We start from the raw sequence: 19,872 nt of genomic DNA on the forward strand, positions 1-19,872 counted from the left end.
CGGCCTGCGGCTGAACACCGCGGTGCTGCGCAATCCGCAGCTGCGCCTGGTGGACTTCAACCGCCCGGCGCTCACCCCGCCCCGGGGCAGCCTCGCCGACGCGGTGGCCACGCTGGGCAAGACGGTGGGCGACATCGAGCATGCGCTGCGGCTGCACCGATCCGCGCCCGCCGCACGCGACAGCCGCACCGCGGGGCCGGCCGCGCCCCGCCGCGCGCGCGCCTGAGCCCGCCGGCATGCCCCGCAAGCCGCCGCGCCGCACCCGCGAGAACATCCTCGCCGCGGCCCTGCGGCTGTTCAACCACCTGGGCGAGCCGCATGCCAGCACCCAGGCGATCGCCGACGAGGCCGGCATCAGCCCTGGCAACCTGCATTACCACTTCCGCCATCGCGACGCGATCGTCGAGGCGCTGTTCGAAGCGTTCGAGCAGGAGATCGTGCCGCTGCTCGAGGCGGTGCCGGGCCGCGACGCGCACTTCGAGGATGCCTGGCTGTTCCTGCACCTGCTCTTCGAGACGCTCTGGCGGCATCGCTTCCTCTACCGCGACCTGGCCGATCTGCTGTCACGCCACCGGCTGATCGCGCGGCGCATGCCGATCATCATTGCCGCCAAGACGCAGGCGGCGGCCCGGCTGTGCCGGGCGCTGGCCGCCGCCAAGCGGCTGCGCGCCGATGAGGCGCAGATCGCGCTGCTGGCGGCGAACATGGCCATGGTGACCACCTGGTGGCTGGCCCATGAGCAGGTCACGCAGGGGCCGCGACCCGCCGGCGCGCGCCTGCCAGGGGCAGACAGGCCCGAGACCGCCCCCTCGCAGGCCGCGCTGGCCCGCGGCGCCAGCCAGGTGCTGGTCATGCTCGCGCCCTGGCTGGATGATGAGGGTCGTGCGCTCTCGCAGCGCCTGGCCCGTGAATACCTCGCAACCCGACCCTGAAAGGAACCCGGCATGGCCCGATGGACCGCTTTCCCGCACCCCGACAAGGCCTATGTCCGCGATGACGCGGCGCTCAAGAAGCACTGGGCCCGTCTGCACCGCGGCGACGCCGAGCCCCAGCCCAAGGACAAGGCGGTGCTGGAGGCCTGGCGCGCCTATCACGCCGGTGATTTCGGCAAGGCGGTGGAGGCTGGCCTGGCCGCGGGCCTGGCCGGCTACAACGCAGCCAACAAGGCGGCCTGCATCTATGCCAACTACCTCGAGAAGTCCGACAAGCGAAAGCTCGAGATCTACCAGGAGGTGGCGGCGCGCTGCGAGGAACTTCAGGCTGCCGAGCCGAAGAACGCCAATGCCTTCTACCTGCACGCCTATGCCCTGGGCCGCTATGGCCAGGGCATCTCGGTGACCAAGGCGCTGGCCCAGGGCCTGGGCGGCAAGGTGCGCGACAGCCTCGAGACCACCCTGAAACTGCAGGCCAGGCACGCCGACGCGCACATCGCGCTGGGCGCCTTCCACGCCGAGGTGATCGACAAGGTGGGCGCGATGATCGGCGGCATGACCTACGGCGTGAAGCGCGAGTCCTCGCTGACCCACTTCCGCAAGGCGCTCGAGCTCAACCCCGACTCGGCGATCGCCCGCATCGAATACGCCAACGCGCTGGTCATGCTCGAGGGCAAGAAGGCGATGAAGCAGGCCGAGCAGCTGTATGCCGAGGCCGCGGCCTGCGAGCCGCAGGACGCGATGGAACGGCTCGATGTGGAGCTGGCGCGCGAGGAGATCGGCTAGCCGCGCCAGACGCTCACGATGATCGAGACGCCGCCGAGCAGGATCAGCGCTTCCATGAGGAAGTGGTGCAGCCGCGCCTGCATGCGTCGCACCAGCCAGGCGGCCAGCGCGCTGCCGGGCAGCGTGGCCAGCCCGATCGCCAGGCCCAGCGGCAAGGCCGCCGGCTCGATCAGCGCGAAGCGCCCGAAGAGCGCCGCGCGGGTCAGGTCGATGAGGATGGACACGAAGGCATCGGTGGCCAGCACCGCGGTGCCCGACAGGCCGCTGCCCAGCAGCAGCGAGACCAGGATGACCCCCATGCCCGAGGCCAGGCCGTTGGCCAGACCGAAGACCGCACCACCGGCCACCTGACCGCGCACCCCGATCTGCCACTGGCGGCTGCGCAGCCAGCGGCGCGCCGGCACGCTGAGCACCACCAGCGCGCCCATGGCCAGGCCGAGCGGCCGCGGATCGAGACGGGCGTAGAGCCAGGTGCCCAGCCACAGCAGCGGGGCTGCGCCAGCCAGCACCCGCAGCGCGGCGGGCCAGTCGATGTCGGCACGGTAGAACCAGAACCGGCCGGCGTTGATGATCACGCCGGCCAGTGCCAGCACCGGCACGGTGGCCTTCACGCCAAGCAGCGGCACCAGGACCGCCGTGAGGATCACGCCGGTGCCGAAGCCGCCGATGCCACCCACCAGCGAGCCGGCGAACGCGGCGCCCAGGACCCAGACCCAGTGCAGGGGGTCGGTGATCACGCGGCGGGCATACCCAGCAGCCGTTGCTCGATCTGCGCCGGCGCATCGTCATCGCGCAGCACATCCGGCGGAACCAGCGCCAGCGTGAGCAGCAGCCGCTCGAACTCGGGCGCGAAGCCGTCGATGATGCGCTGCGGGTCGGGGCACAGGCCGGCATCGGTCATCACCCCGAACTGCACTCCGCCGCGGTACGACAGGATGGACACCCCCAGGCCGATGTCGCCGGACTGCGGCACCCAGAACATCACCCGCCGCACGGTGTTGCCGACGATGCGGATCGGCTCGGCCGGACCAGGCACATTGGTCATGACCGCGCTGGACTTGTGCGAGAGGTAGTCGAGCACACCGCTCTGCAGGGCACGCGGCGCCTGGCCGATGGCCGAGAGCAGCGCATAGGCCAGCGGCGCCTGGAAGCCGCCCTTGAGCTCGTCCATGCGCCGGCGCACCTCGCGCAGGCGCGCCAGCGGGTTGGCGATGCCCACCGGCAGCACCAGGGGCACCAGCCCGAAGCGGTTGCCCAGGCGCGCCTCCTGCTGCGGCGGACGCAGGTTGACCGGCACCATGGCGCGCAGTTCGACCCCTTCGGTAGCATCGCCGCGCTCGGCCAGATAGCGGCGCAGCGCACCGGCCACGCAGGAGAGCAGCACATCGTTGACCGAGACGCCGAGCGCACGGCACACCGCCTTGACCTCGTCGATGGGCAAGGGCTCGTTCCACGCCACGGCCTTGCGCCGGCCCGGCTTGCCCTTGAAGCGGGTGCGCGAATCTTCGGTCATGAGCGCGATCGACATCGCATCCTGGGCCAGACGCAGGCCCGCGGCAGCCCACTGCGCGAACTGCCCGGCATCGCCCTCGCCGGCCGCGCGCGCCACGCTGCCGCCGGCCTGACCGAGCACCCGCACCGCGGTGCGGCCGACTGGCTCGATCGCCGCCATCAGGCTGCGGGCAAGGTCCTCGTGGCCTTCACCGCCCGCGGGCATGGCGCGCGCACGGCGGCGCGGCGAGGCCGCAGCGCCGTCATCGCTCATCGAGAGCATGACCTTCACCAGCGCGATGCCATCAGCGATGCAATGGTGGATGCGGGTGACGAGCGCACTGGCGCCGTCGTACTGCTCGACGAGGTGGAACTGCCAAAGCGGCCGGCCGGGGGGCAGCGGCTGCGCGGCCAGGCGTGCCGCGAGCCGCTGCAGCCCGCGCGCACCACCGGGGCGTGGCAGGCGCGCGTTGACCACATGATGGTCGAGATCAAAGGCGGGGTCGTCCACCCACCAGGCGCCGGTGGCATCGGTGCGCACCACCTGGCGGAACCGGTCGAAGACCAGCAGCCGCTCGCGCAGCCGCGCCAGCAGGCGTTCTCGTGCCATGGGGGTTTCAAAGACCCAGACCCCGACGATCATCATCAGGTTGGCCGGCGAATCCATTCTCAGCCAGGCCGTGTCGACACCTGACATCCGCTCGCGGTTCATGCGCTCCTCCGTTGGCCGGCCGTCTGCTGCGGCCAGAACCTATAATAAGGAACCCGATTGCCGCGCGGAGAGCACCGATGTCAGAACTGGCCAGAGCATTCGAACAGGCTGCGGCCGACTCGCGGCTGCTGCCCGAGCGCCCCGACAATGCCACGCTGCTGAAGATCTACGCGCTCTTCAAGCAGGGCAGCGAGGGGGACGCCACCGGCAAGCGGCCGGGCTTCGGCGACATGATCGGCCGGGCCAAGTTCGATGCCTGGGCCGGCCTGAAAGGCACCCCGAAAGAAGAGGCGATGCGCCAGTACGTCGCCCTGATCCGCGAGCTGAAGGGCTGAGCGGGCACGGCGGCCGCTACACGAAGTAGCGGTCGAAGTTCTCGTTCACATGCTCCTCGATCTTCGGCTTGAACGCCGACAGCAGCAGGCCCAGGCGGGCATCGAGCCGCACCTCGTCCTTGGTGACTGCGAGCTCGCCCTGCACGCCGCTGCGGCTGAAGCGCAGCACGTTGCCGTCCCACTCGCTGGCCACGCCGTACTCCGACGACAGGTCGTCGGCAACCTTCTGCGCCGCCGTGCGGGCCTTCTTCAGGCCGAGCCCGTGCTTGCGCTTGAGATGGATGTCTGCCAAGGGATTCTCCCGGGATCTGCCCGCGCCGCGCCCGTCGCGACCCGACTCTGCGCCGATTCTAGGGCCTGAGGGCGGGTATCTCGAAGACCTGCCTCAGGTACTGCATGTAGGCATCGTCATCGCACATGTTCTTGGACGGGGTGTCGGAGAGCTTGGCCACCGGCTGGCCGTTGCAGCGGACCATCTTGATCACGATCTGCAGCGGCGTGCAGCCGAGGTCGTTGGTGAGGTTGGTGCCCACGCCGAAGGCGAGCCGCGCCCGCTCGTGGAATCGCCGGTACAGCTCGATGGCCAGCGGGAAGGTGAGCGCGTCGGAGAAGATCAGGGTCTTGGTGCGCGGATCGACGCGGTTGGCGTCGTAGTGCGCGATCAGCCGCTCGCCCCACTCGAAGGGATCGCCGGAATCGTGGCGGGCGCCGTCGAAAAGCTTGCAGAAGTAGAGATCGAAGTCGCGCAGGAAGGCGCTCATGCCGTAGACATCCGACAGCGCGATGCCGAGGTCGCCGCGGTACTCGCGCGCCCAGGTCTCGAAGGCGAAGGTCTGCGAATCACGCAGGCGCGGGCCCAGCGCCTGGCAGGCCTGCAGGTACTCGTGGGCCATGGTGCCCAGCGGCGTCATGCCGTACTTCATGGCGAAGTACACATTGGAGGTGCCGGCGAGGTGCGCGCCCATGCGGTTGGCGCATTCGATCAGCACCTCCTCGTGCCACAGCCGCGAGAAGCGCCGACGGGTGCCGTAGTCGGCGATCTTCATGTCGGCCAGCGAGGGATCGCCGGCGATCAGCGCGATCTTGTGCTCGAGGCGCCGGCGCCCCTCGGCGTAATCGGGCACCCGCACGGTGTTGCGGAAGTAGATCTCGTTGACGATCGCCAGCACCGGGATCTCGAACAGGATGGTGTGCAGCCAGGGACCCCGCACCGTGATGTCGATCTCGCCCGGCGCGCTCGCCGAGGGCGTCACCGACACATACTTCTCGTTCATCTGGAACAGGCCCAGGAAGTCGACGAAGTCGCTCTTGATGAAGCGCAGCGAACGCAGGTAGTCAAGCTCGCGCTCGCGAAAGCGCAGCGTGCACAGGTGCTGGATCTCTTCGCGGATCTGGTCGATCAGGCCGGCCAGCGGAATGCCAGGGTTGCGGCACTTGAAGCGGTACTCCACCTGCGCGCCCGGAAAGTGATGCAGCACCACCTGCATCATGGTGAACTTGTACAGATCGGTGTCGAGCAGCGAGTGGATGATCATGGCGATGGCGCCTGGCGGGCCGGGGGCTGCCAGTGTAGTGCAGGCGGGCGGCGGCGGTGAGCGCGCCCACCCGCCTGATCGCGCATCTGGACATGGACGCGTTCTATGCCAGCGTCGAGCTGCTGCGCTATCCGCAGCTGCGCGGCCAGCCGGTGGTGATCGGCGGGGGCCGCGCGCACCAGCCGGTGACCGGGCCCGACGGCGAGCTGCGCTTTGCCACGCTGCGCAGCTACGCCGGCCGCGGGGTGATCACCACCGCCACCTACGAGGCCCGGGCCTTCGGCGTGCGCGCCGGCATCGGCCTGATGAAGGCCGCGCGCATGGCCCCCGACGCGGTGCTGCTGCCGGTCGACATGGAGGAATACCGGCGCTACTCGCGGCGTTTCAAGGCGGCGGTGCGCGAGATCGCGCCGCTGGTGGAGGACCGCGGCGTGGACGAGATCTACATCGACCTCACCGGGCTGGCCGGCAGCGCGCCCGATCCCTGGGACGCCGCGCACGCGATGGGCGCCCGGCTGCGCCAGGCGGTGCAGGCGGCCACCGGCCTGTCATGCTCGATCGGGATCACGCCGAACAAGCTGCTCTCGAAGATCGCCTCCGACCTCGACAAGCCAGGCGGGCTGACGCTGCTCAGGCCCGAGGACATCGCCACACGCATCTGGCCCCTGCCGGCATCGCGCATCAATGGCATCGGCCCTAAGGCGGCCCAGCGCCTGCAGGCGATGGGCATCACGCTCATCGGCGAGCTGGCAGCGGTGCCTGCCCACCAGCTGGTGGCGCACTTCGGGCGCAGCTACGGCGCCTGGCTGCACGAGGCCGCGCATGGGCGCGACGAGCGCCCGGTGGTTACCGCCAGCGAGCCGAAGTCGATCAGCCGCGAGACCACCTTCGAGCGCGATCTCGACCCGGTGCAGGACCGGGCCGAGCTCTCGGCACGGTTCACCGAACTGTGCCAGCGGCTGGCCGAGGACCTGCGCCGCAAGGGCTATCTGGCGCGCGCGATCGGCCTGAAGATCCGCTATGCCGACTTCCGCACCGTCACCCGCGACTTCACCGCGCCGCAGCCCACCCGCGACCCGGCGCTGATCCGCCGCCATGCCGGCGAGTGCCTGCGCCGGGTGCCGCTGGACCAGCGGCTGCGCCTGCTCGGCGTGCGCGCTGGCAGCCTGCACCGCGAGGGCGAGTTGCCGCCGCCCGGGGTGGCCGAGCCCGGTCCGCCGGCTCAGGCCAGCCTGCCCCTGTTCGGAGACGGGTGAAGGAAGGCCCGGTGATGTCCGGTGAGCGTCGCGGGTTAGAATCCGGGGATTGTCCGCCTGTGGAAACCCAAGATGACGCACATCGTCCTCGAATCCTGCATCCGGTGCCGCTACACCGACTGCGTCGATGTCTGCCCGGTCGACTGCTTTCGCGAAGGCCCGAACATGCTGGTCATCGACCCCGATGAATGCATCGACTGCGCGGTGTGCATCCCCGAGTGCCCGGTCGAGGCCATCAAGGCCGAAGAAGACGTCCCTGCCGACCAGCAGAAGTTCATCGCCCTGAACGCCGAGCTCGCCAGGGACTGGCCCAGCATCACCCGCACCAAGCCCGCCCTGGCCGATGCCGATGACTGGAAGGACGTCAAGGAAAAGCTCCAGTACCTGGAGCGCTGATGCCCGAGCTGGCCTTCGGACTGCGGTTCGAGGACCTGTACCGGCAAGCGGGGCTCGCGAAGACCGATGCCGCCTTCCTGGAGGTGCTGGCCGGCCGTGATCCGGCGCTGGCCCAGCGTCTGAGCGCGGCCCGAGGCCAGCCCGACGCCCTGAGCGCGCGCGACGAGGCGGCGCTGCTGCTGGCCCTCGCGCCGCATCTCGATGCCTTCATCGCCGAGCTCTTCGGCATCGCCGAGGAACTGGGCGAACTGCGTGCGGCGCAGCAGGCGCTCGCCCCGCTGGTGCGGGTGAAGTGGAAGTTCGTCAAGCGCAAGGCGCTGCTCACCTATCCCGACCTGGCCGCGCTGGCCGGATTCGACGCTGACGCCGCGCTCTCCACGCTGGAAAGCTGGCTGGGCGCGCCCTTCGAAGAGCTCGCCTTCGCCGACGCTGTGCTGCGCTGGCAGGCCGAGCGGCTCGCCGAACGCCTCGAGACCGCGATGCGCTACAGCGCCTGGGCGGTGCACAGCGCCGAGGGTCAGGCCCGTCACGCGCAGGGCGTGCTGTTCCGGCACCCGGTGCAGATCGATCCCGCTGCCCTGCTCGCCCATGCCCGGCAGGCGGACCACCACGGCGTCACCATCACCCGGGTCGATCTGCGGCAGCTGCGCCGGCGCGAAGGCTTCGACCTGACCGATGCCGGCACCGACCTGCGCGGCGCACTCGACCAGGCGAACTACTGCCTGTGGTGCCATGCCCAGGGCAATGACAGCTGCTCGCACGGCATCCGCGAGAAGGCCGGCGAGGCGCAGGCGCGGGCCTTCCGCCAGAGCCCGCTGGGCGTGCCGCTCACCGGCTGCCCCCTGGAGGAGCGCATCTCGGAGTTCCAGCAGGCCAAGGCGCAGGGGCATGCCGTGGCCGCGCTGGCGCTGATCACCCTCGACAACCCGATGGCGGCAGCCACCGGGCACCGGATCTGCAACGACTGCATGAAGGCCTGCGTCTACCAGCAGCAGACCCCGGTGGACATCCCGCAGGTGGAAACCCGCGTGCTGCGCGATGTGCTCGACCTGCCCTGGGGCTTCGAGGTCTACTCGCTGCTCACCCGCTGGAACCCGCTGAACCTGCGCCGACCGCTGCCCCTGCCCGCGAGCAGCCGCACCGTGCTGGTGGTGGGCATGGGGCCGGCCGGCTTCACGCTGGCCCATCACCTCATGAACGAGGGCCATGCGGTGGTGGGCATCGACGGGCTGAAGATCGAGCCGCTGCCGCCCGCGCTCAATGGCGTGGGCGAGGACGGCTCGCCGCAGCCCTTCGAGCCGGTCCTCGACATCGACAGCCTGCGCGAGCCGCTCGGCCAGCGCGTGAGTGGCGGCTTCGGCGGCGTGGCCGAATACGGCATCACGGTGCGCTGGGACAAGAATTTCCTCACCATGATCCGGCTGCTGCTCGAGCGACGCGACGCCTTCCGGCTGATCGGCGGCGTGCGCTTCGGCGGCACGCTCGACACCGCCGGCGCCTTCGCCCTGGGCTTCGACCACATCGCGCTGGCCACCGGCGCCGGTCGACCGACCACGCTGGACATCCCCAACGGCATGGCCCGCGGCGTGCGCACCGCCAGCGACTTCCTGATGGCGCTGCAGCTCACCGGCGCGGCGCGCGCCGACTCGCTCGCCAACCTGCAGCTGCGCCTGCCGGTGGTGGTGGTGGGCGGCGGGCTCACCGCGATCGACACTGCCACCGAATCGCTGGCCTACTACCCGGTGCAGGTCGAGAAGTTCCTGGCCCGCCACGAGGCGCTCGTCGCGACGCAGGGCGAGGCCGCGGTGCGCGCCGGCTGGACCGAGGAGGAGCGCGAGCTCGCCGACGAGTTCATCGTCCATGCGCGGGCGATCCGCGCCGAGCGCGAGCGCGCCGCCCGGGCAGGCGAACCCGCGCGGGTGCTCGAGCTGCTGCAGGCCTGGGGCGGGGTCACCATCGCCTACCGGCGCGGCCTGACCGACAGCCCGGCCTATCGCCTCAACCACGAGGAGGTCGAACGGGCGCTCGCCGAAGGCATCGGCCTGGGCGCCGACCTGGCGCCGCTGGCCATCGATCTCGATCGCCACGGCGCGGCCGCGGCCATCCGGCTGCGCCGGGCGGGCGACGGCAGCGCCCTGACCTGGCCGGCCCGCACGGTGTTCATCGCCGCCGGCACCCAGCCGAACACCGTCGCCGCCCGCGAAGACCCGACGCATCTGCGCCTCGACGGCCGGCACTACCAGCTCATCGATGCGCAGGGTGCGGCACTGCCGGCGCCCGCGCCCGCCGGCGGCAAGCCGGCCCGGGCCGAGGTGTTCACCAGCCGCTTCCACGACGGCCGGCTGGTGTCCTTCTTCGGCGACCTGCATCCCGCCTATGCCGGCAATGTGGTTCGGGCCATGGCCTCTGCCCGGCAGGGCAGCCCGGTGGTGTCGCGCGCCCTGGCGTCCCGGCCGCCAGCCAGCGACGAGCCCTTCCCGGTCTTCGCGGCCCGGGTGGGCAACGCACTGCGCGCGCGGGTGCACCGGGTGAGCCGGCTCGCGCCGGGCATCGTCGAGGTGGTGGTGCATGCGCCGCTCGCGGCCCGGCGCTTCCAGCCGGGCCAGTTCTTCCGGCTGCAGAACTTCGAAACCCGGGCGCCGCGGCCGGCACCGGGCGGCCTGCCCACCCGGCTGGCCATGGAGGGCCTGGCCCTCACCGGCGCCTGGGTCGATGCCGACGCCGGGCTGGTCTCGACCATCGTGCTCGAGATGGGCGGGTCCTCCGACCTGTGCGCCCGCCTGCAGCCCGGCGAGCCGGTGGTGCTGATGGGGCCCACCGGCGAGCCCACCGTGATTCCCGCCGGCGAGCAGGTGGTGCTGGTGGGCGGGGGCCTGGGCAACGCGGTGCTCTTCTCGATCGGCGCGGCCATGCGCGCGGCCGGCTCGCGGGTGCTCTACCTGGCCGGCTACCGGCGCGCCACCGATCGCTTCATGACCGAGCGCATCGAGGCGGCGGCCGACGCGGTGATCTGGTGCTGCGACGAGGCGCCCGGCTTCACCCCCGCTCGCGCGCAGGACCGGGCCTTCAGCGGCAATGTGGTCGATGCGCTGCTCGCCTGGAGCGAGGGCCGCTTCGGCGAGCTGCCGGTGTCGGCGGCGCGTGCCGATCGGCTGCTCGCGATCGGGTCAGACCGCATGATGGCCGCGGTGGCCGCAGCCCGCCACGGCCTGCTGGCCGGGCACCTGCGGCCCGGACTGACCGCCATCGCCTCGGTGAACGCGCCGATGCAGTGCATGCTCAAGGAGATCTGCGCGCAGTGCCTGCAGGCCCGGCGCGACCCCGCTGGCGGCCCGGTGCGCTATGTATTCGCCTGCATGGCCCAGGACATGCCGATGGACGAGGTCGACTTCGGCTTCCTGGACGCCCGGCTGCGGCAGAACTCGCTGGCCGAGAAGCTCACCCGGCGCTGGCTGCCGGGCTGCCTGCAGGCCGCCGGTCAGCCGACAGCGTCGGCCTGATTGTGCAACGCAGCATTAGCGATTATCCTCTCGGGCCCGGCGCATCCCGGCAGCCCGCGGCACTGGAGACCCACCATGTTGTACCAACTGCGCGAAGTCCAGAGGGCAATCCTCAATCCGGTCTCGACCTGGGCGGAGTCCATGAGCAAGCTGTACGCCAACCCGTACAGCCCGCTGTCCTACCTGCCGATGGCCAACCGCATGGCGGCCGGCCTCGAGCTGCTGCACCGCCTGGGCAAGGAATACGAGAAGCCCGAGTTCGGTCACCGCAGCACCCGCATCGGCGACCACGATGTGACCGTGGCCGAGCGTATCGAGATCTCGCGGCCCTTCTGCCGGCTGATCAAGTTCGAGCGGCTGCTGCCCAGGGCGCTGGCCGCCCGCGCCGACGACCCCACCGTGCTGGTGGTGGCGCCGCTGTCGGGCCACCATGCCACGCTGCTGCGCGACACCGTGCGCGCGCTGCTGCCCGATCACAATGTCTACATCACCGACTGGATCGACGCCCGCCAGGTGCCGCTGTCCAGCGGGGCCTTCCACCTCGATGACTATGTCGCCTATGTCATCGACTTCATCCGTCACCTCGGGCCGGATGTGCACCTGATCTCGGTGTGCCAGCCCACCGTGCCGGTGCTGGCCGCGGTCTCGATCATGGCCGCCCGCAAGGATCCGAAGCTGCCGCTGACCATGACCATGATGGGCGGGCCGATCGACACCCGGCGCAGCCCCACCGAGGTCAACAACCTCGCCACGAACCACAGCTTCAGCTGGTTCGAGCACAACGTGATCTACACCGTGCCCGGCAACTACCCGGGCGCCGGCCGCCGGGTCTACCCCGGCTTTCTGCAGCACGCCGGCTTCGTGGCCATGAACCCCGATCGGCATGCCACCTCGCACTGGGACTACTACCTCGACCTGGTGCGTGGCGACCTCGACGATGTCGACGCGCACCGTCGCTTCTACGACGAGTACAACGCGGTGCTCGACCTGCCCTCCGAGTACTACCTGGACACCATCCGCATCGTGTTCCAGGAGCATCAGCTGCCGCTGGGCCGCTGGCAGGTTCGCCACGAGGGCGAGCTCATCCGGGTCGCACCGGAAGCCATCCGCAATGTGGCCCTGTTCACCATCGAGGGCGAGCTCGACGACATCTCCGGCTCGGGCCAGACCCAGGCCGCCCACGGTCTGTGCACCGGTATTGCCGACATCCACAAGCAGCACCTCACCGCCGAGGGTGCTGGCCACTACGGCATCTTCAGCGGCCGGCGCTGGCGCGAGTTCATCTACCCCCAGGTGCGCGAGTTCATCGCCAGCCATCGTCAGCGGATCGGCGCGCGCAAGCTCAGCGCGGCAAGCTGAGCCCGGTCGGGCTACCGCCCCCGGCGCCCATCATGACGCTGGCCGACCGCATCGACGCGCTGCTGCCGCAGACCCAGTGCACGCAGTGCGGCTTCGACGGCTGCCGTCCCTATGCCGAGGCGATCGCCCGCGGCGAGGCCGAGATCAACCGCTGCCCGCCCGGTGACCAGGCCGGCGTGGCCCGGCTGGCCCGCCTGCTCGGACGCGCCGAGCCGCTGCTCGACGCCAGCCGGGGCACGCCACGCGCCTGGCACACCGCACGCATCGACCCGGCGGTGTGCATCGGCTGCACCCGCTGCATCACCGCCTGCCCGGTGGACGCGATCATCGGTGCGACGCGGCGCATGCACACCGTGATCGAGGCGCTGTGCAGCGGCTGCGACCTGTGCCTGCCGGCCTGTCCGGTCGATTGCATCACGATGGTGGCGCAGCCCCGCGACTGGTCGGACCGTGACGCCGACGCCGCCCGCCAGCGCCACCAGGACCGCGCGCGGCGCCTTGCCCGCCTGCAGCACGACGACGAGGTGCGGCTCGCCGCGAAGGCGCAGGCCAAGCTCGACGCCATGGCCGCCGAGCCGGCCGACGCCCACACCGACCGGCAGCGCGCGGTGGTGCAGGCCGCGATCGCCCGCGCCCGCGAGCGGCTGGCCAGCCGGACCGGGCCATGAAGGTCGCCGAACGGCGCATCGCCTTCGAGCGGCTGCGCGCCATCGACCCCGAGCCGAAGACCGAGCTCGAGTACGGCACGCCGTTCCAGCTGCTGGCCGCGGTGCTGCTTTCGGCCCAGGCCACCGACCGCAGCGTGAACCTGGTCACCCGCCGGCTCTTCCCGGTGGCCGGCACCCCGGCGGCGATCGCCGCGCTCGGCGAGGAAGGCCTGATCCCCTACCTGAAGACCATTGGCCTGTTTCGGGCCAAGGCGAAGCACCTCGCCCAGACCGCGCGGCTGCTGCTCGAGCGCCACGGCGGCGAGGTGCCCCGCTCGCTCGAGGCCCTGCAGGCGCTGCCCGGCGTGGGGCGCAAGACCGCCAACGTGGTGCTCAACGTGGCCTTCAACGAGCCGACCATGCCGGTGGACACCCATGTCTTCCGGGTGGCCAACCGCACCGGCCTCGCCCCGGGGCGCACGGTGGAGGCGGTGGAGGCCAGGCTGCTGCGCGTCGTGCCCGAGGGCTTCCGCCATCACGCCCACCACTGGCTGATCCTGCATGGCCGCTATGTCTGCAAGGCGCGCAAGCCCGAGTGCTGGCGCTGCCCGATCGCCGACCTGTGCCGATTCCGTCCCAAGACTCCCGAGCCCGACCGTGTTCAATCCCGCCAAGGATGATGTCCGCCGCTTCTTCTGCGAAGCCTGGGCCAAGCACCGGCAGTCGCTGCCGCTGACGCCGCTGGAGTCGATCGCGCTCGACTGGATGCTGGAGCATCCCGAATACCACGACGACCTCGCCAGTCTCCAGCACGCGCTCGTCGCCGAGTACCCGCCCGAGGGTGGCCGCACGAATCCCTTCCTGCACCTGTCGATGCACCTGGCGGTCTCGGAGCAGGTGTCGATCGACCAGCCGCCGGGCATCCGCGACGCCTATGCCCGACTCGCTGCGCGGATGGGGTCGCTGCACGAGGCGGCCCACGCCATCATCGATTGCCTGGGCGAGGTGGTCTGGGCCGCGCAGCGCGACCGTACCCTGCCCGACTCGGCCCGCTACCTCGACTGCGTGCTGCGCCGTGCCGGTCGCTGAGGCCCCCCCGCCGGGCGGCAGGGCTTTTCTGCTACCCTTTCGCCGCCTCGTGCCGCCCTCGCCGTTCCCCCGCCGCCACCCCACCTCCGCGAGTCCATGTTCAGCAACCTGATGCCCCGTGAAGGCCGGTTCTTCGAGCTGTTCAACCAGCACGCCGAGCGTTGCGTGGAGGGCAGCCGCCAGCTCGCGGCGCTCATGAGCAACTACGCCGATGTCGAGGCGCGGCAACGCGGCATCGACGCCATCGACATCATCGAGAAGGCGGCCGACAAGATCACCCATGAGACGGTGGCGCTGCTGCACAAGACCTTCATCACCCCCTTCGACCGCGAGACCATCCACCAGCTGATCTCGCAGATGGATGACATCCTCGACCTGATCCAGGATGTCGCCGAGTCGGCCATGCTGTACGACCTGCAGCGGGTCACCCCCGAGGCGCAGCAGCTCGCCGACCTGAACCAGATGTGCTGCGACCGGGTGCGCACCGCGGTGAGCCTGCTGCCCAGCATGGAAAACGCCGATGCCATCCTGAAGATCTGCAAGGAGATCGATCGGCTCGAATCCGATGCCGACCGGGTGATGCGCTCGGCGATGTCCAAGCTGTTCCGCGACGAGGCCGATGTCCGCCAGCTCATCAAGCTCAAGGCCATCTACGAGCTGCTCGAGGCGGTGTCCGACAAGTGCGAGGATGTGGCCAACATGATCGAGGGCGTGGTCCTCGAGAACGCCTGAGCGCGGCCCACCCGCGCGAACCTCCATGCAGTCCGTCACCATGGCCTTCTGGGTCTTCGCGATGCTGATCGTGCTGGCGCTCGCGTTCGACTTCATGAACGGCTTTCACGACGCCGCCAACTCGATCGCCACGGTGGTGTCGACCGGGGTGCTCAAGCCCTACCAGGCGGTGGCCTGGGCGGCGTTCTTCAACTTCCTGGCGATCTTCGTGTTCCAGCTGAAGGTGGCGGCCACCATCGGCAAGGGCATCGTCGATCCCACGGTGGTCGATCACTATGTGCTGTTCGGCGCGCTGGTCGGTGCCATTACCTGGAATGTCATCACCTGGTACTACGGCATTCCCTCCAGTTCGTCGCATGCCCTCATCGGCGGCCTGATCGGCGCCACCCTGGCCAAGGCCGGCACCGGGGCGCTGGTGGCCTCGGGGCTGATGCGCACGGCGGCCTTCATCCTGGTCTCACCCATGCTCGGCTTCCTGCTGGGGGCGCTGCTGATGCTCTCGGTGTCATGGCTGTTCTTTCGCTCCACCCCAAGGCTGATGGATCGCTGGTTCCGGCGCCTGCAGCTCGTCTCCTCGGGCCTGTACAGCCTGGGGCACGGCAGCAACGACGCGCAGAAGACCATGGGCATCATCTGGCTGCTGCTGATCGCCGCCGGACAGGCCAGCACCCAGGACAAGATGCCGCCCAACTGGGTGATCGTCTCCTGCTATGCCGCCATCGCCGCCGGCACGCTGTTCGGGGGCTGGCGCATCGTCAAGACCATGGGCCAGAAGATCACCAAGCTCAAGCCGGTCGGCGGCTTCTGCGCCGAGACCGGGGGCGCCATGACGCTGTTCCTCGCCTCGGGCTTCGGCATCCCGGTGTCCACCACCCACACCATCACCGGCGCCATCATCGGCGTGGGTGCGGCCCAGCGGGTGTCGGCAGTACGCTGGGGTCTGGCCGGCAACATCGTGTGGGCCTGGGTGATCACCATTCCCGCCTCGGCGCTGGTCTCGGCGCTGGCCTGGTGGGTCGGGCGCCACCTCCTCTGAGCCCTCGCCCCATGACGGCGGCCCCGCAATCCGGGCAGACCGGCGAGCAACTCTGGCTGGAACTGCCCGCGCTGTCGGCCAGCGCGCCAGGCCGGCTGCTGGTGTTCCTGCACGGCGCGGGCTCGCAGCCTGAAGACTTCGCGCCGGTGGCGATCGCCTGGCAGCTGAAGTTCCCGGGCGCGGTGGGCGCCATCCTGCAGGGGCCGCTGCCGGCCGCAGGCGGTCGCGGCTATGACTGGTTCGACAGCAGCGGGGTGGCCGCCGACCGGGTCTCGCGGGTGGATCGCGCCGCCCGGGCTGCCGTCGCGCGGGTGCGCGCGCTGCAGCAGGCCACCGGCTTCGGCCCGCAACGCACCGTGCTGGTAGGCTTCTCGCAGGGATCCACGGTGGCGCTGCAGGCGCTGCGCGCCGACCCCGGCCTGGCCGATATCGTGGTCGCCTATGCCAGCCGCCTGTCCTGCCCGATCCGCCCCGACGAGCGCATCGCCGCCAGCATCCACCTCATCCACGGTGAACTCGACACCATCGTGCCGCTGGTCCACGCCCGCCAGGCCTTGCGCGGACTGCGCGCCGCCGGGGCCGAGGTCACCCTCGATGTGGGCATCGAGGATGCCCACAGCATCGGCCAGGAGGGCGTGATCACCGGCACCTCGCGGGTGATGCAGACCATCTTCCGCCACCGCCGGGCGCGCCCCGTCGGGGCGACGCCGCTGCACTGAGGCACGGGCGATGGCCGAGGCCCGCTACCCGCTGGACACCTGCATCCGCCTGCTGGTGGTCGAGGACTCCGAGGACGACTACCTGCTGCTGGTGGCCACGCTCGGGCGACAGGGGCTCAATGTCCGGTGCGAGCGGGTCGAGGATGCAGCCTCGATGCAGGCCGCGCTCGATGCCGGCCACTGGGATGCGGTGATCTCCGATCACCACCTGCCGCGCTTTTCCAGCACCGACGCGCTGGCGGTGCTGCGCGAGAGCGGGCAGGTCCTGCCCTTTCTGATCGTCTCGGGCGCGATCGGCGAAGACCTGGCAGTCGAGGCCATGCGCAACGGCGCCGACGACTACCTGATCAAGGGGCGGCTCGCACGGCTCGGACCGGCGCTCACCAACGCGCTGCGCGCCGCGCGCACGCGCCGGGAGCGGCTTGCCGCCGAGCAGGCGCTGCGGGCCTCGGAGCAGCAGCTGCGCGAGCTCTCGGCGCATCTGCAGAGCGTGGTCGAGGAGGAGCGCAAGGCGATCGCGCGCGAGGTGCATGACGAGATCGGCGGCATGCTGACCGCCCTGCGCTTTGACCTGTCCTGGATCGGCCGGCACGCCGAGCCGGCAGCGGCGCGGCGTGCCGCGCAGGCGCTGGAAACCCTCGATCTCGCCCAGCGCGCCACCCAGGACATCGTGCGCAACCTGCGCCCGCCGGTGCTCGACGCGGGCATCGTCACCGCCATCGAGTGGCAGCTCGGCCAGTTCCGCCGCCGCAGCGGCCTGGAAGCGCATCTGAGCACCAGCACCGACACCATCGCGCTGGCCGACGAGACCGCCATGACGGTGTACCGTACCGTCCAGGAGGCACTCACCAATGTCGTCAAGCACGCCGGGGCGCGCTCGGTCAGCGTGGACATGGTGGTGAGCGACGACATGCTCTCGCTGGAATTCCACGACGACGGCCGCGGCATCGGCGCTGATGACCTCGGCAAGCCGCAGTCCTTCGGCCTGCGCGGCCTGGCCGAGCGCGCCCGCGCGGTGGGGGGCTGGCTCGATGTCTCGCGCACCGGCGCCGGCACCACGCTGATGCTCACCGTGCCGGTGCTGGCCGGACCTCCTCCCGAGGAGCCGACATGATCCGGGTGATCCTGGTCGATGACCACGCGCTCATCAGGCGCGGCCTGCGGGAGTCGCTCACCGAGGCCGGTGACATCGAGGTCATCGGCGAAGCCGCCGACTACGGCGAGCTGCGCCAGCTGCTGCGGGCCGGTGGCTGCGATGTGCTGCTGCTCGATGTGAATCTGCCCGGACGCAGCGGCATCGATGTGCTGCGCGCCCTGGTCGACGAGGGCCAGAGCATCCGTGTGGTCGTGCTCTCCACCTACCCCGAGGACCAGTACGGCATCCGGGCCCTGAAGGCCGGCGCCATGGCCTACCTCAACAAGGCGGCCACGCCCGAGACCATCGTGCAGGCGGTGCGCACCGTGGCCACGGGCCGCAAGTTCGTCACGCCCGAGGTGGCGCAGGCGCTGGCCGACAGCGTATCCACCCGCACCGGCTCGGCCCACGAGCAGCTCTCCGACCGCGAGATGCAGACCCTGGTGCTGATCGCCGAAGGCCGCAAGCTGTCCGAGATCGCCGAGCGGCTGTCGCTCTCGCCCAAGACCGTCAGCGTGTATCGGGCGCGGGTGCTCGAAAAGCTCAAGCTCTCGAGCAACGCCGAGCTGGCCACCTATGCCATGCGCAACCAGCTGATCGACCTGGGCCCGGGCGGCTGAGCCGCGCCGCTCAGGCCGCCCGCACGCAGTTCTTGCCCTCGCGCTTGGCGCGGTACATGGCCTCGTCGGCACGCACCAGGGCGGTGTTCAGGCTGTCACCCTCGCGCACCTCGGTGACACCGCCCGAGAAGGTGATGAAGCTGCGGCTCTCGCCGTGCATGAACACATGGCCGGTGAGCGCGCGCTGCAGGCGCTCCACGGTGCTGACCGCGAGGTCGCGGTTGACGCCGATCAGCACCAGCACGAATTCCTCGCCGCCATAACGCGCGACGATGTCGGTGGGGCGCAGCCGGGTGCGCAACAGATCGGCGAGGTGACGCAGGGCCTCATCGCCGGCCTTGTGGCCGAGGGCGTCGTTCAGGCGCTTGAAATCGTCGACATCGATCAGGGCCACCGACAGCGGAAGACCGTTGCCCGCGGCCTCGACCGAGGCCTTCTCGAAGGCCTCCTCCAGCCCACGCCGGTTCATGGTGCGGGTGAGGTGATCGGTGAGCATCTCGGTACTGGCCTGGGCGAGCTGTTTCTCGAGACGCTGCAGTTCCTGCTCGAGCGAGGCGGCCACTTCGGTTGACTTGACCAGCCCCTCGCGGGAGGTCTCGACCGACACCTGCATGGTGCGGGTGTCCTCGAGCAGGCCGCGGACCATGTCGCCAAGCGCCTCGAGCGAAGGCGCCTCCTCGATGCTGACGGCATGATCGGCCATGCGGTTGGCGAAGGTGTCGGTGGAGGCGCTGAGTTCGGCGATCACGCCGGCCATCTCGGACAGCGACTGCTTGAGCTGGGCGAGGGTGCGGGCACGCTGGTCGCGGACCTGCTTCTGCCGCTCGGCGGTGTCGGCCAGCAGCAACCGAAGATCGGCGATCGCGGATCGGTCGATGTCGCCCTGCAGCAGGCGGCGCACCGCCGCGATCTGGCCGTTGACCCAGCTCTCGTCCTCGGTGAGGCTGGCCAGGACATCGCAGAGCACATCGACCATGCGCACGAGCTCATCGGCCAACCGCTCGGCCTGCGGCAGGGTGCGCTCGGGGCTCGCCGCCGACGACGGATGCGGCTCGGGCTGGGGCTGCGGCTCGGGCTGGGTCTCGGCCCGGGCGGGCGCTGCTTCGGGCTCCTCGGCAGCGATCACCGTGAGCTCGCTGGCATAGCTGCCGCTGCCCAGCAGCCGTTCAGCGCTGGCCTCGGTCCAGGCCTTGGCGTAGTTCTCGGGCGTGGGCGGCAGCCCCTTGGCCGACAGCAGCTGGAGGGCGGTCTTGGCGATGGCCACCGACTGCGCGGCCGACAGGGCTGCCGAGCGCTGCCGGCGCCGCTCGCGCTCCTTGCGCTCCTCGGAGGCGATCACACCGCTCATGACTGGGTCTGGCCGATGCGAACGCCGGGCGCCCCGGTCACGCCCGGCGCAGGCTCCGCCGCCAGCAGCCGGGCGGCGAGCTCGCCGGCCCGCGTGATGGCCTCGGGGATCTGGTCGGCCGGCACGGGCCGGGAAAACAGGAATCCCTGCATGGTCTGGCAGCCCAGACGGCGCAGCGCATGCACCTGGTCGGCGGTCTCGACGCCCTCGGCAAGCACCTGCACCTGCAGCGACTGTCCCAGCG

General features: G+C 70.6%; 22 protein-coding genes. 16 read left to right on the plus strand and 6 right to left on the minus strand.

The features are described 5' to 3' along the window. From AC2H6A_RS08755 to AC2H6A_RS08765, 3 genes are all read left to right on the plus strand, one after another. Positions 1-226 (plus strand): hypothetical protein (locus tag AC2H6A_RS08755; protein WP_484272779.1); only part of this gene is annotated, 226 nt, incomplete at its 5' end. A 10-nt stretch (positions 227-236) separates the two neighbouring features. Next, on the plus strand, positions 237-932 hold the full coding sequence (locus AC2H6A_RS08760; RefSeq protein WP_484272780.1) for a TetR/AcrR family transcriptional regulator: 696 nt from the start codon (positions 237-239) through the stop codon (positions 930-932). A 12-nt stretch (positions 933-944) separates the two neighbouring features. Beyond that, complete coding sequence (locus AC2H6A_RS08765; RefSeq protein WP_484272781.1) at positions 945-1,718, plus strand: hypothetical protein; 774 nt, start codon at positions 945-947, stop codon at positions 1,716-1,718. Here AC2H6A_RS08765 and AC2H6A_RS08770 read toward each other — a convergent pair. Continuing rightward, entirely contained in the window at positions 1,715-2,455 is a 741-nt protein-coding gene (locus tag AC2H6A_RS08770) for a TSUP family transporter (protein ID WP_484272782.1), read from the minus strand. The genes AC2H6A_RS08765 and AC2H6A_RS08770 overlap by 4 nt on opposite strands. Next, positions 2,452-3,921, minus strand: coding sequence for a wax ester/triacylglycerol synthase family O-acyltransferase (locus tag AC2H6A_RS08775; protein ID WP_484272783.1), 1,470 nt, complete (start codon positions 3,919-3,921; stop codon positions 2,452-2,454). Before AC2H6A_RS08775 ends, AC2H6A_RS08770 begins: the two co-directional genes overlap by 4 nt. Before the next feature lie 77 nt (positions 3,922-3,998). Between AC2H6A_RS08775 and AC2H6A_RS08780 the strand changes: the two genes are divergently transcribed. Then, positions 3,999-4,256, plus strand: a complete 258-nt coding sequence (locus tag AC2H6A_RS08780; RefSeq protein ID WP_484272784.1) for an acyl-CoA-binding protein — start codon at positions 3,999-4,001, stop codon at positions 4,254-4,256. A gap of 16 nt (positions 4,257-4,272) precedes the next feature. On the opposite strand, the gene AC2H6A_RS08785 is transcribed toward AC2H6A_RS08780, so the two are convergent. Together AC2H6A_RS08785 and pncB are read right to left on the minus strand one after the other, a co-directional pair. After that, positions 4,273-4,548: a polyhydroxyalkanoic acid system family protein gene (locus AC2H6A_RS08785; RefSeq protein ID WP_484272785.1), complete on the minus strand. Its 276-nt coding sequence runs from the start codon at positions 4,546-4,548 to the stop codon at positions 4,273-4,275. A gap of 58 nt (positions 4,549-4,606) precedes the next feature. Beyond that, positions 4,607-5,791 carry a nicotinate phosphoribosyltransferase gene (pncB, locus tag AC2H6A_RS08790; RefSeq protein WP_484272786.1) on the minus strand — a complete coding sequence of 395 codons (1,185 nt, stop codon included), beginning with the start codon at positions 5,789-5,791 and terminating at the stop codon, positions 4,607-4,609. A gap of 56 nt (positions 5,792-5,847) precedes the next feature. Between pncB and dinB the strand changes: the two genes are divergently transcribed. From dinB to AC2H6A_RS08850, 12 genes are all read left to right on the plus strand, one after another. Continuing rightward, on the plus strand, positions 5,848-7,047 hold the full coding sequence (gene dinB / locus AC2H6A_RS08795) for a DNA polymerase IV (RefSeq protein ID WP_484272787.1): 1,200 nt from the start codon (positions 5,848-5,850) through the stop codon (positions 7,045-7,047). 72 nt (positions 7,048-7,119) lie between these two features. Further along, positions 7,120-7,443 (plus strand): ferredoxin FdxA, encoded by a 324-nt coding sequence (gene fdxA / locus AC2H6A_RS08800; RefSeq protein ID WP_484272788.1) that lies wholly within the window; start codon positions 7,120-7,122, stop codon positions 7,441-7,443. Continuing rightward, a complete protein-coding gene (locus AC2H6A_RS08805) occupies positions 7,443-10,943 on the plus strand; it encodes an FAD-dependent oxidoreductase (RefSeq protein WP_484272789.1) in 3,501 nt (1,166 codons plus the stop codon). The genes fdxA and AC2H6A_RS08805 overlap by 1 nt, the downstream gene beginning before the upstream one ends. A gap of 75 nt (positions 10,944-11,018) precedes the next feature. Continuing rightward, positions 11,019-12,302, plus strand: coding sequence for a polyhydroxyalkanoate depolymerase (locus tag AC2H6A_RS08810; protein WP_484272790.1), 1,284 nt, complete (start codon positions 11,019-11,021; stop codon positions 12,300-12,302). Positions 12,303-12,334: 32 nt separating this feature from the next. Beyond that, positions 12,335-12,970: an RnfABCDGE type electron transport complex subunit B gene (locus AC2H6A_RS08815; protein WP_484272791.1), complete on the plus strand. Its 636-nt coding sequence runs from the start codon at positions 12,335-12,337 to the stop codon at positions 12,968-12,970. After that, on the plus strand, positions 12,967-13,629 hold the full coding sequence (gene nth, locus AC2H6A_RS08820) for an endonuclease III (RefSeq protein WP_484272792.1): 663 nt from the start codon (positions 12,967-12,969) through the stop codon (positions 13,627-13,629). The genes AC2H6A_RS08815 and nth overlap by 4 nt, the downstream gene beginning before the upstream one ends. Continuing rightward, a complete protein-coding gene (locus AC2H6A_RS08825) occupies positions 13,511-14,038 on the plus strand; it encodes a DUF1841 family protein (RefSeq protein WP_484272793.1) in 528 nt (175 codons plus the stop codon). Before nth ends, AC2H6A_RS08825 begins: the two co-directional genes overlap by 119 nt. A 96-nt stretch (positions 14,039-14,134) precedes the next feature. Beyond that, a complete protein-coding gene (locus AC2H6A_RS08830) occupies positions 14,135-14,770 on the plus strand; it encodes a DUF47 domain-containing protein (protein ID WP_484272794.1) in 636 nt (211 codons plus the stop codon). Positions 14,771-14,795: 25 nt separating this feature from the next. Further along, positions 14,796-15,806 carry an anion permease gene (locus AC2H6A_RS08835; RefSeq protein WP_484272795.1) on the plus strand — a complete coding sequence of 337 codons (1,011 nt, stop codon included), beginning with the start codon at positions 14,796-14,798 and terminating at the stop codon, positions 15,804-15,806. An 11-nt stretch (positions 15,807-15,817) separates the two neighbouring features. Further along, positions 15,818-16,525, plus strand: coding sequence for a dienelactone hydrolase family protein (locus AC2H6A_RS08840; protein WP_484272796.1), 708 nt, complete (start codon positions 15,818-15,820; stop codon positions 16,523-16,525). A 10-nt stretch (positions 16,526-16,535) separates the two neighbouring features. Next, on the plus strand, positions 16,536-17,639 hold the full coding sequence (locus AC2H6A_RS08845) for a sensor histidine kinase (protein ID WP_484272797.1): 1,104 nt from the start codon (positions 16,536-16,538) through the stop codon (positions 17,637-17,639). Further along, positions 17,636-18,280 (plus strand): response regulator, encoded by a 645-nt coding sequence (locus AC2H6A_RS08850; protein WP_484272798.1) that lies wholly within the window; start codon positions 17,636-17,638, stop codon positions 18,278-18,280. Before AC2H6A_RS08845 ends, AC2H6A_RS08850 begins: the two co-directional genes overlap by 4 nt. 10 nt (positions 18,281-18,290) lie before the next feature. On the opposite strand, the gene AC2H6A_RS08855 is transcribed toward AC2H6A_RS08850, so the two are convergent. Together AC2H6A_RS08855 and AC2H6A_RS08860 are read right to left on the minus strand one after the other, a co-directional pair. Further along, a complete protein-coding gene (locus AC2H6A_RS08855; protein ID WP_484272799.1) occupies positions 18,291-19,628 on the minus strand; it encodes a GGDEF domain-containing protein in 1,338 nt (445 codons plus the stop codon). Beyond that, a partial coding sequence (locus tag AC2H6A_RS08860) for an EAL domain-containing protein (protein ID WP_484272800.1) occupies positions 19,625-19,872 on the minus strand: 248 nt, incomplete at its 5' end. The genes AC2H6A_RS08855 and AC2H6A_RS08860, both read right to left, overlap by 4 nt.

The organism is Quisquiliibacterium sp. (assembly GCF_982640115.1).

Coding starts and splice junctions, on each gene's coding strand:
- AC2H6A_RS08850 (WP_484272798.1), top strand. CDS start 17,636: ATGATCCGGGTGATCCTGGTCGATGACCACGCGCTCATCAGGCGCGGC.
- AC2H6A_RS08815 (WP_484272791.1), top strand. CDS start 12,335: ATGACGCTGGCCGACCGCATCGACGCGCTGCTGCCGCAGACCCAGTGC.
- AC2H6A_RS08835 (WP_484272795.1), top strand. CDS start 14,796: ATGCAGTCCGTCACCATGGCCTTCTGGGTCTTCGCGATGCTGATCGTG.
- nth (WP_484272792.1), top strand. CDS start 12,967: ATGAAGGTCGCCGAACGGCGCATCGCCTTCGAGCGGCTGCGCGCCATC.
- AC2H6A_RS08765 (WP_484272781.1), top strand. CDS start 945: ATGGCCCGATGGACCGCTTTCCCGCACCCCGACAAGGCCTATGTCCGC.
- AC2H6A_RS08775 (WP_484272783.1), bottom strand. CDS start 3,921: ATGAACCGCGAGCGGATGTCAGGTGTCGACACGGCCTGGCTGAGAATG.
- pncB (WP_484272786.1), bottom strand. CDS start 5,791: ATGATCATCCACTCGCTGCTCGACACCGATCTGTACAAGTTCACCATG.
- AC2H6A_RS08805 (WP_484272789.1), top strand. CDS start 7,443: ATGCCCGAGCTGGCCTTCGGACTGCGGTTCGAGGACCTGTACCGGCAA.
- AC2H6A_RS08830 (WP_484272794.1), top strand. CDS start 14,135: ATGTTCAGCAACCTGATGCCCCGTGAAGGCCGGTTCTTCGAGCTGTTC.
- AC2H6A_RS08845 (WP_484272797.1), top strand. CDS start 16,536: ATGGCCGAGGCCCGCTACCCGCTGGACACCTGCATCCGCCTGCTGGTG.
- AC2H6A_RS08760 (WP_484272780.1), top strand. CDS start 237: ATGCCCCGCAAGCCGCCGCGCCGCACCCGCGAGAACATCCTCGCCGCG.
- AC2H6A_RS08855 (WP_484272799.1), bottom strand. CDS start 19,628: ATGAGCGGTGTGATCGCCTCCGAGGAGCGCAAGGAGCGCGAGCGGCGC.
- AC2H6A_RS08780 (WP_484272784.1), top strand. CDS start 3,999: ATGTCAGAACTGGCCAGAGCATTCGAACAGGCTGCGGCCGACTCGCGG.
- AC2H6A_RS08840 (WP_484272796.1), top strand. CDS start 15,818: ATGACGGCGGCCCCGCAATCCGGGCAGACCGGCGAGCAACTCTGGCTG.
- AC2H6A_RS08825 (WP_484272793.1), top strand. CDS start 13,511: ATGGCCGCTATGTCTGCAAGGCGCGCAAGCCCGAGTGCTGGCGCTGCC.
- AC2H6A_RS08810 (WP_484272790.1), top strand. CDS start 11,019: ATGTTGTACCAACTGCGCGAAGTCCAGAGGGCAATCCTCAATCCGGTC.
- fdxA (WP_484272788.1), top strand. CDS start 7,120: ATGACGCACATCGTCCTCGAATCCTGCATCCGGTGCCGCTACACCGAC.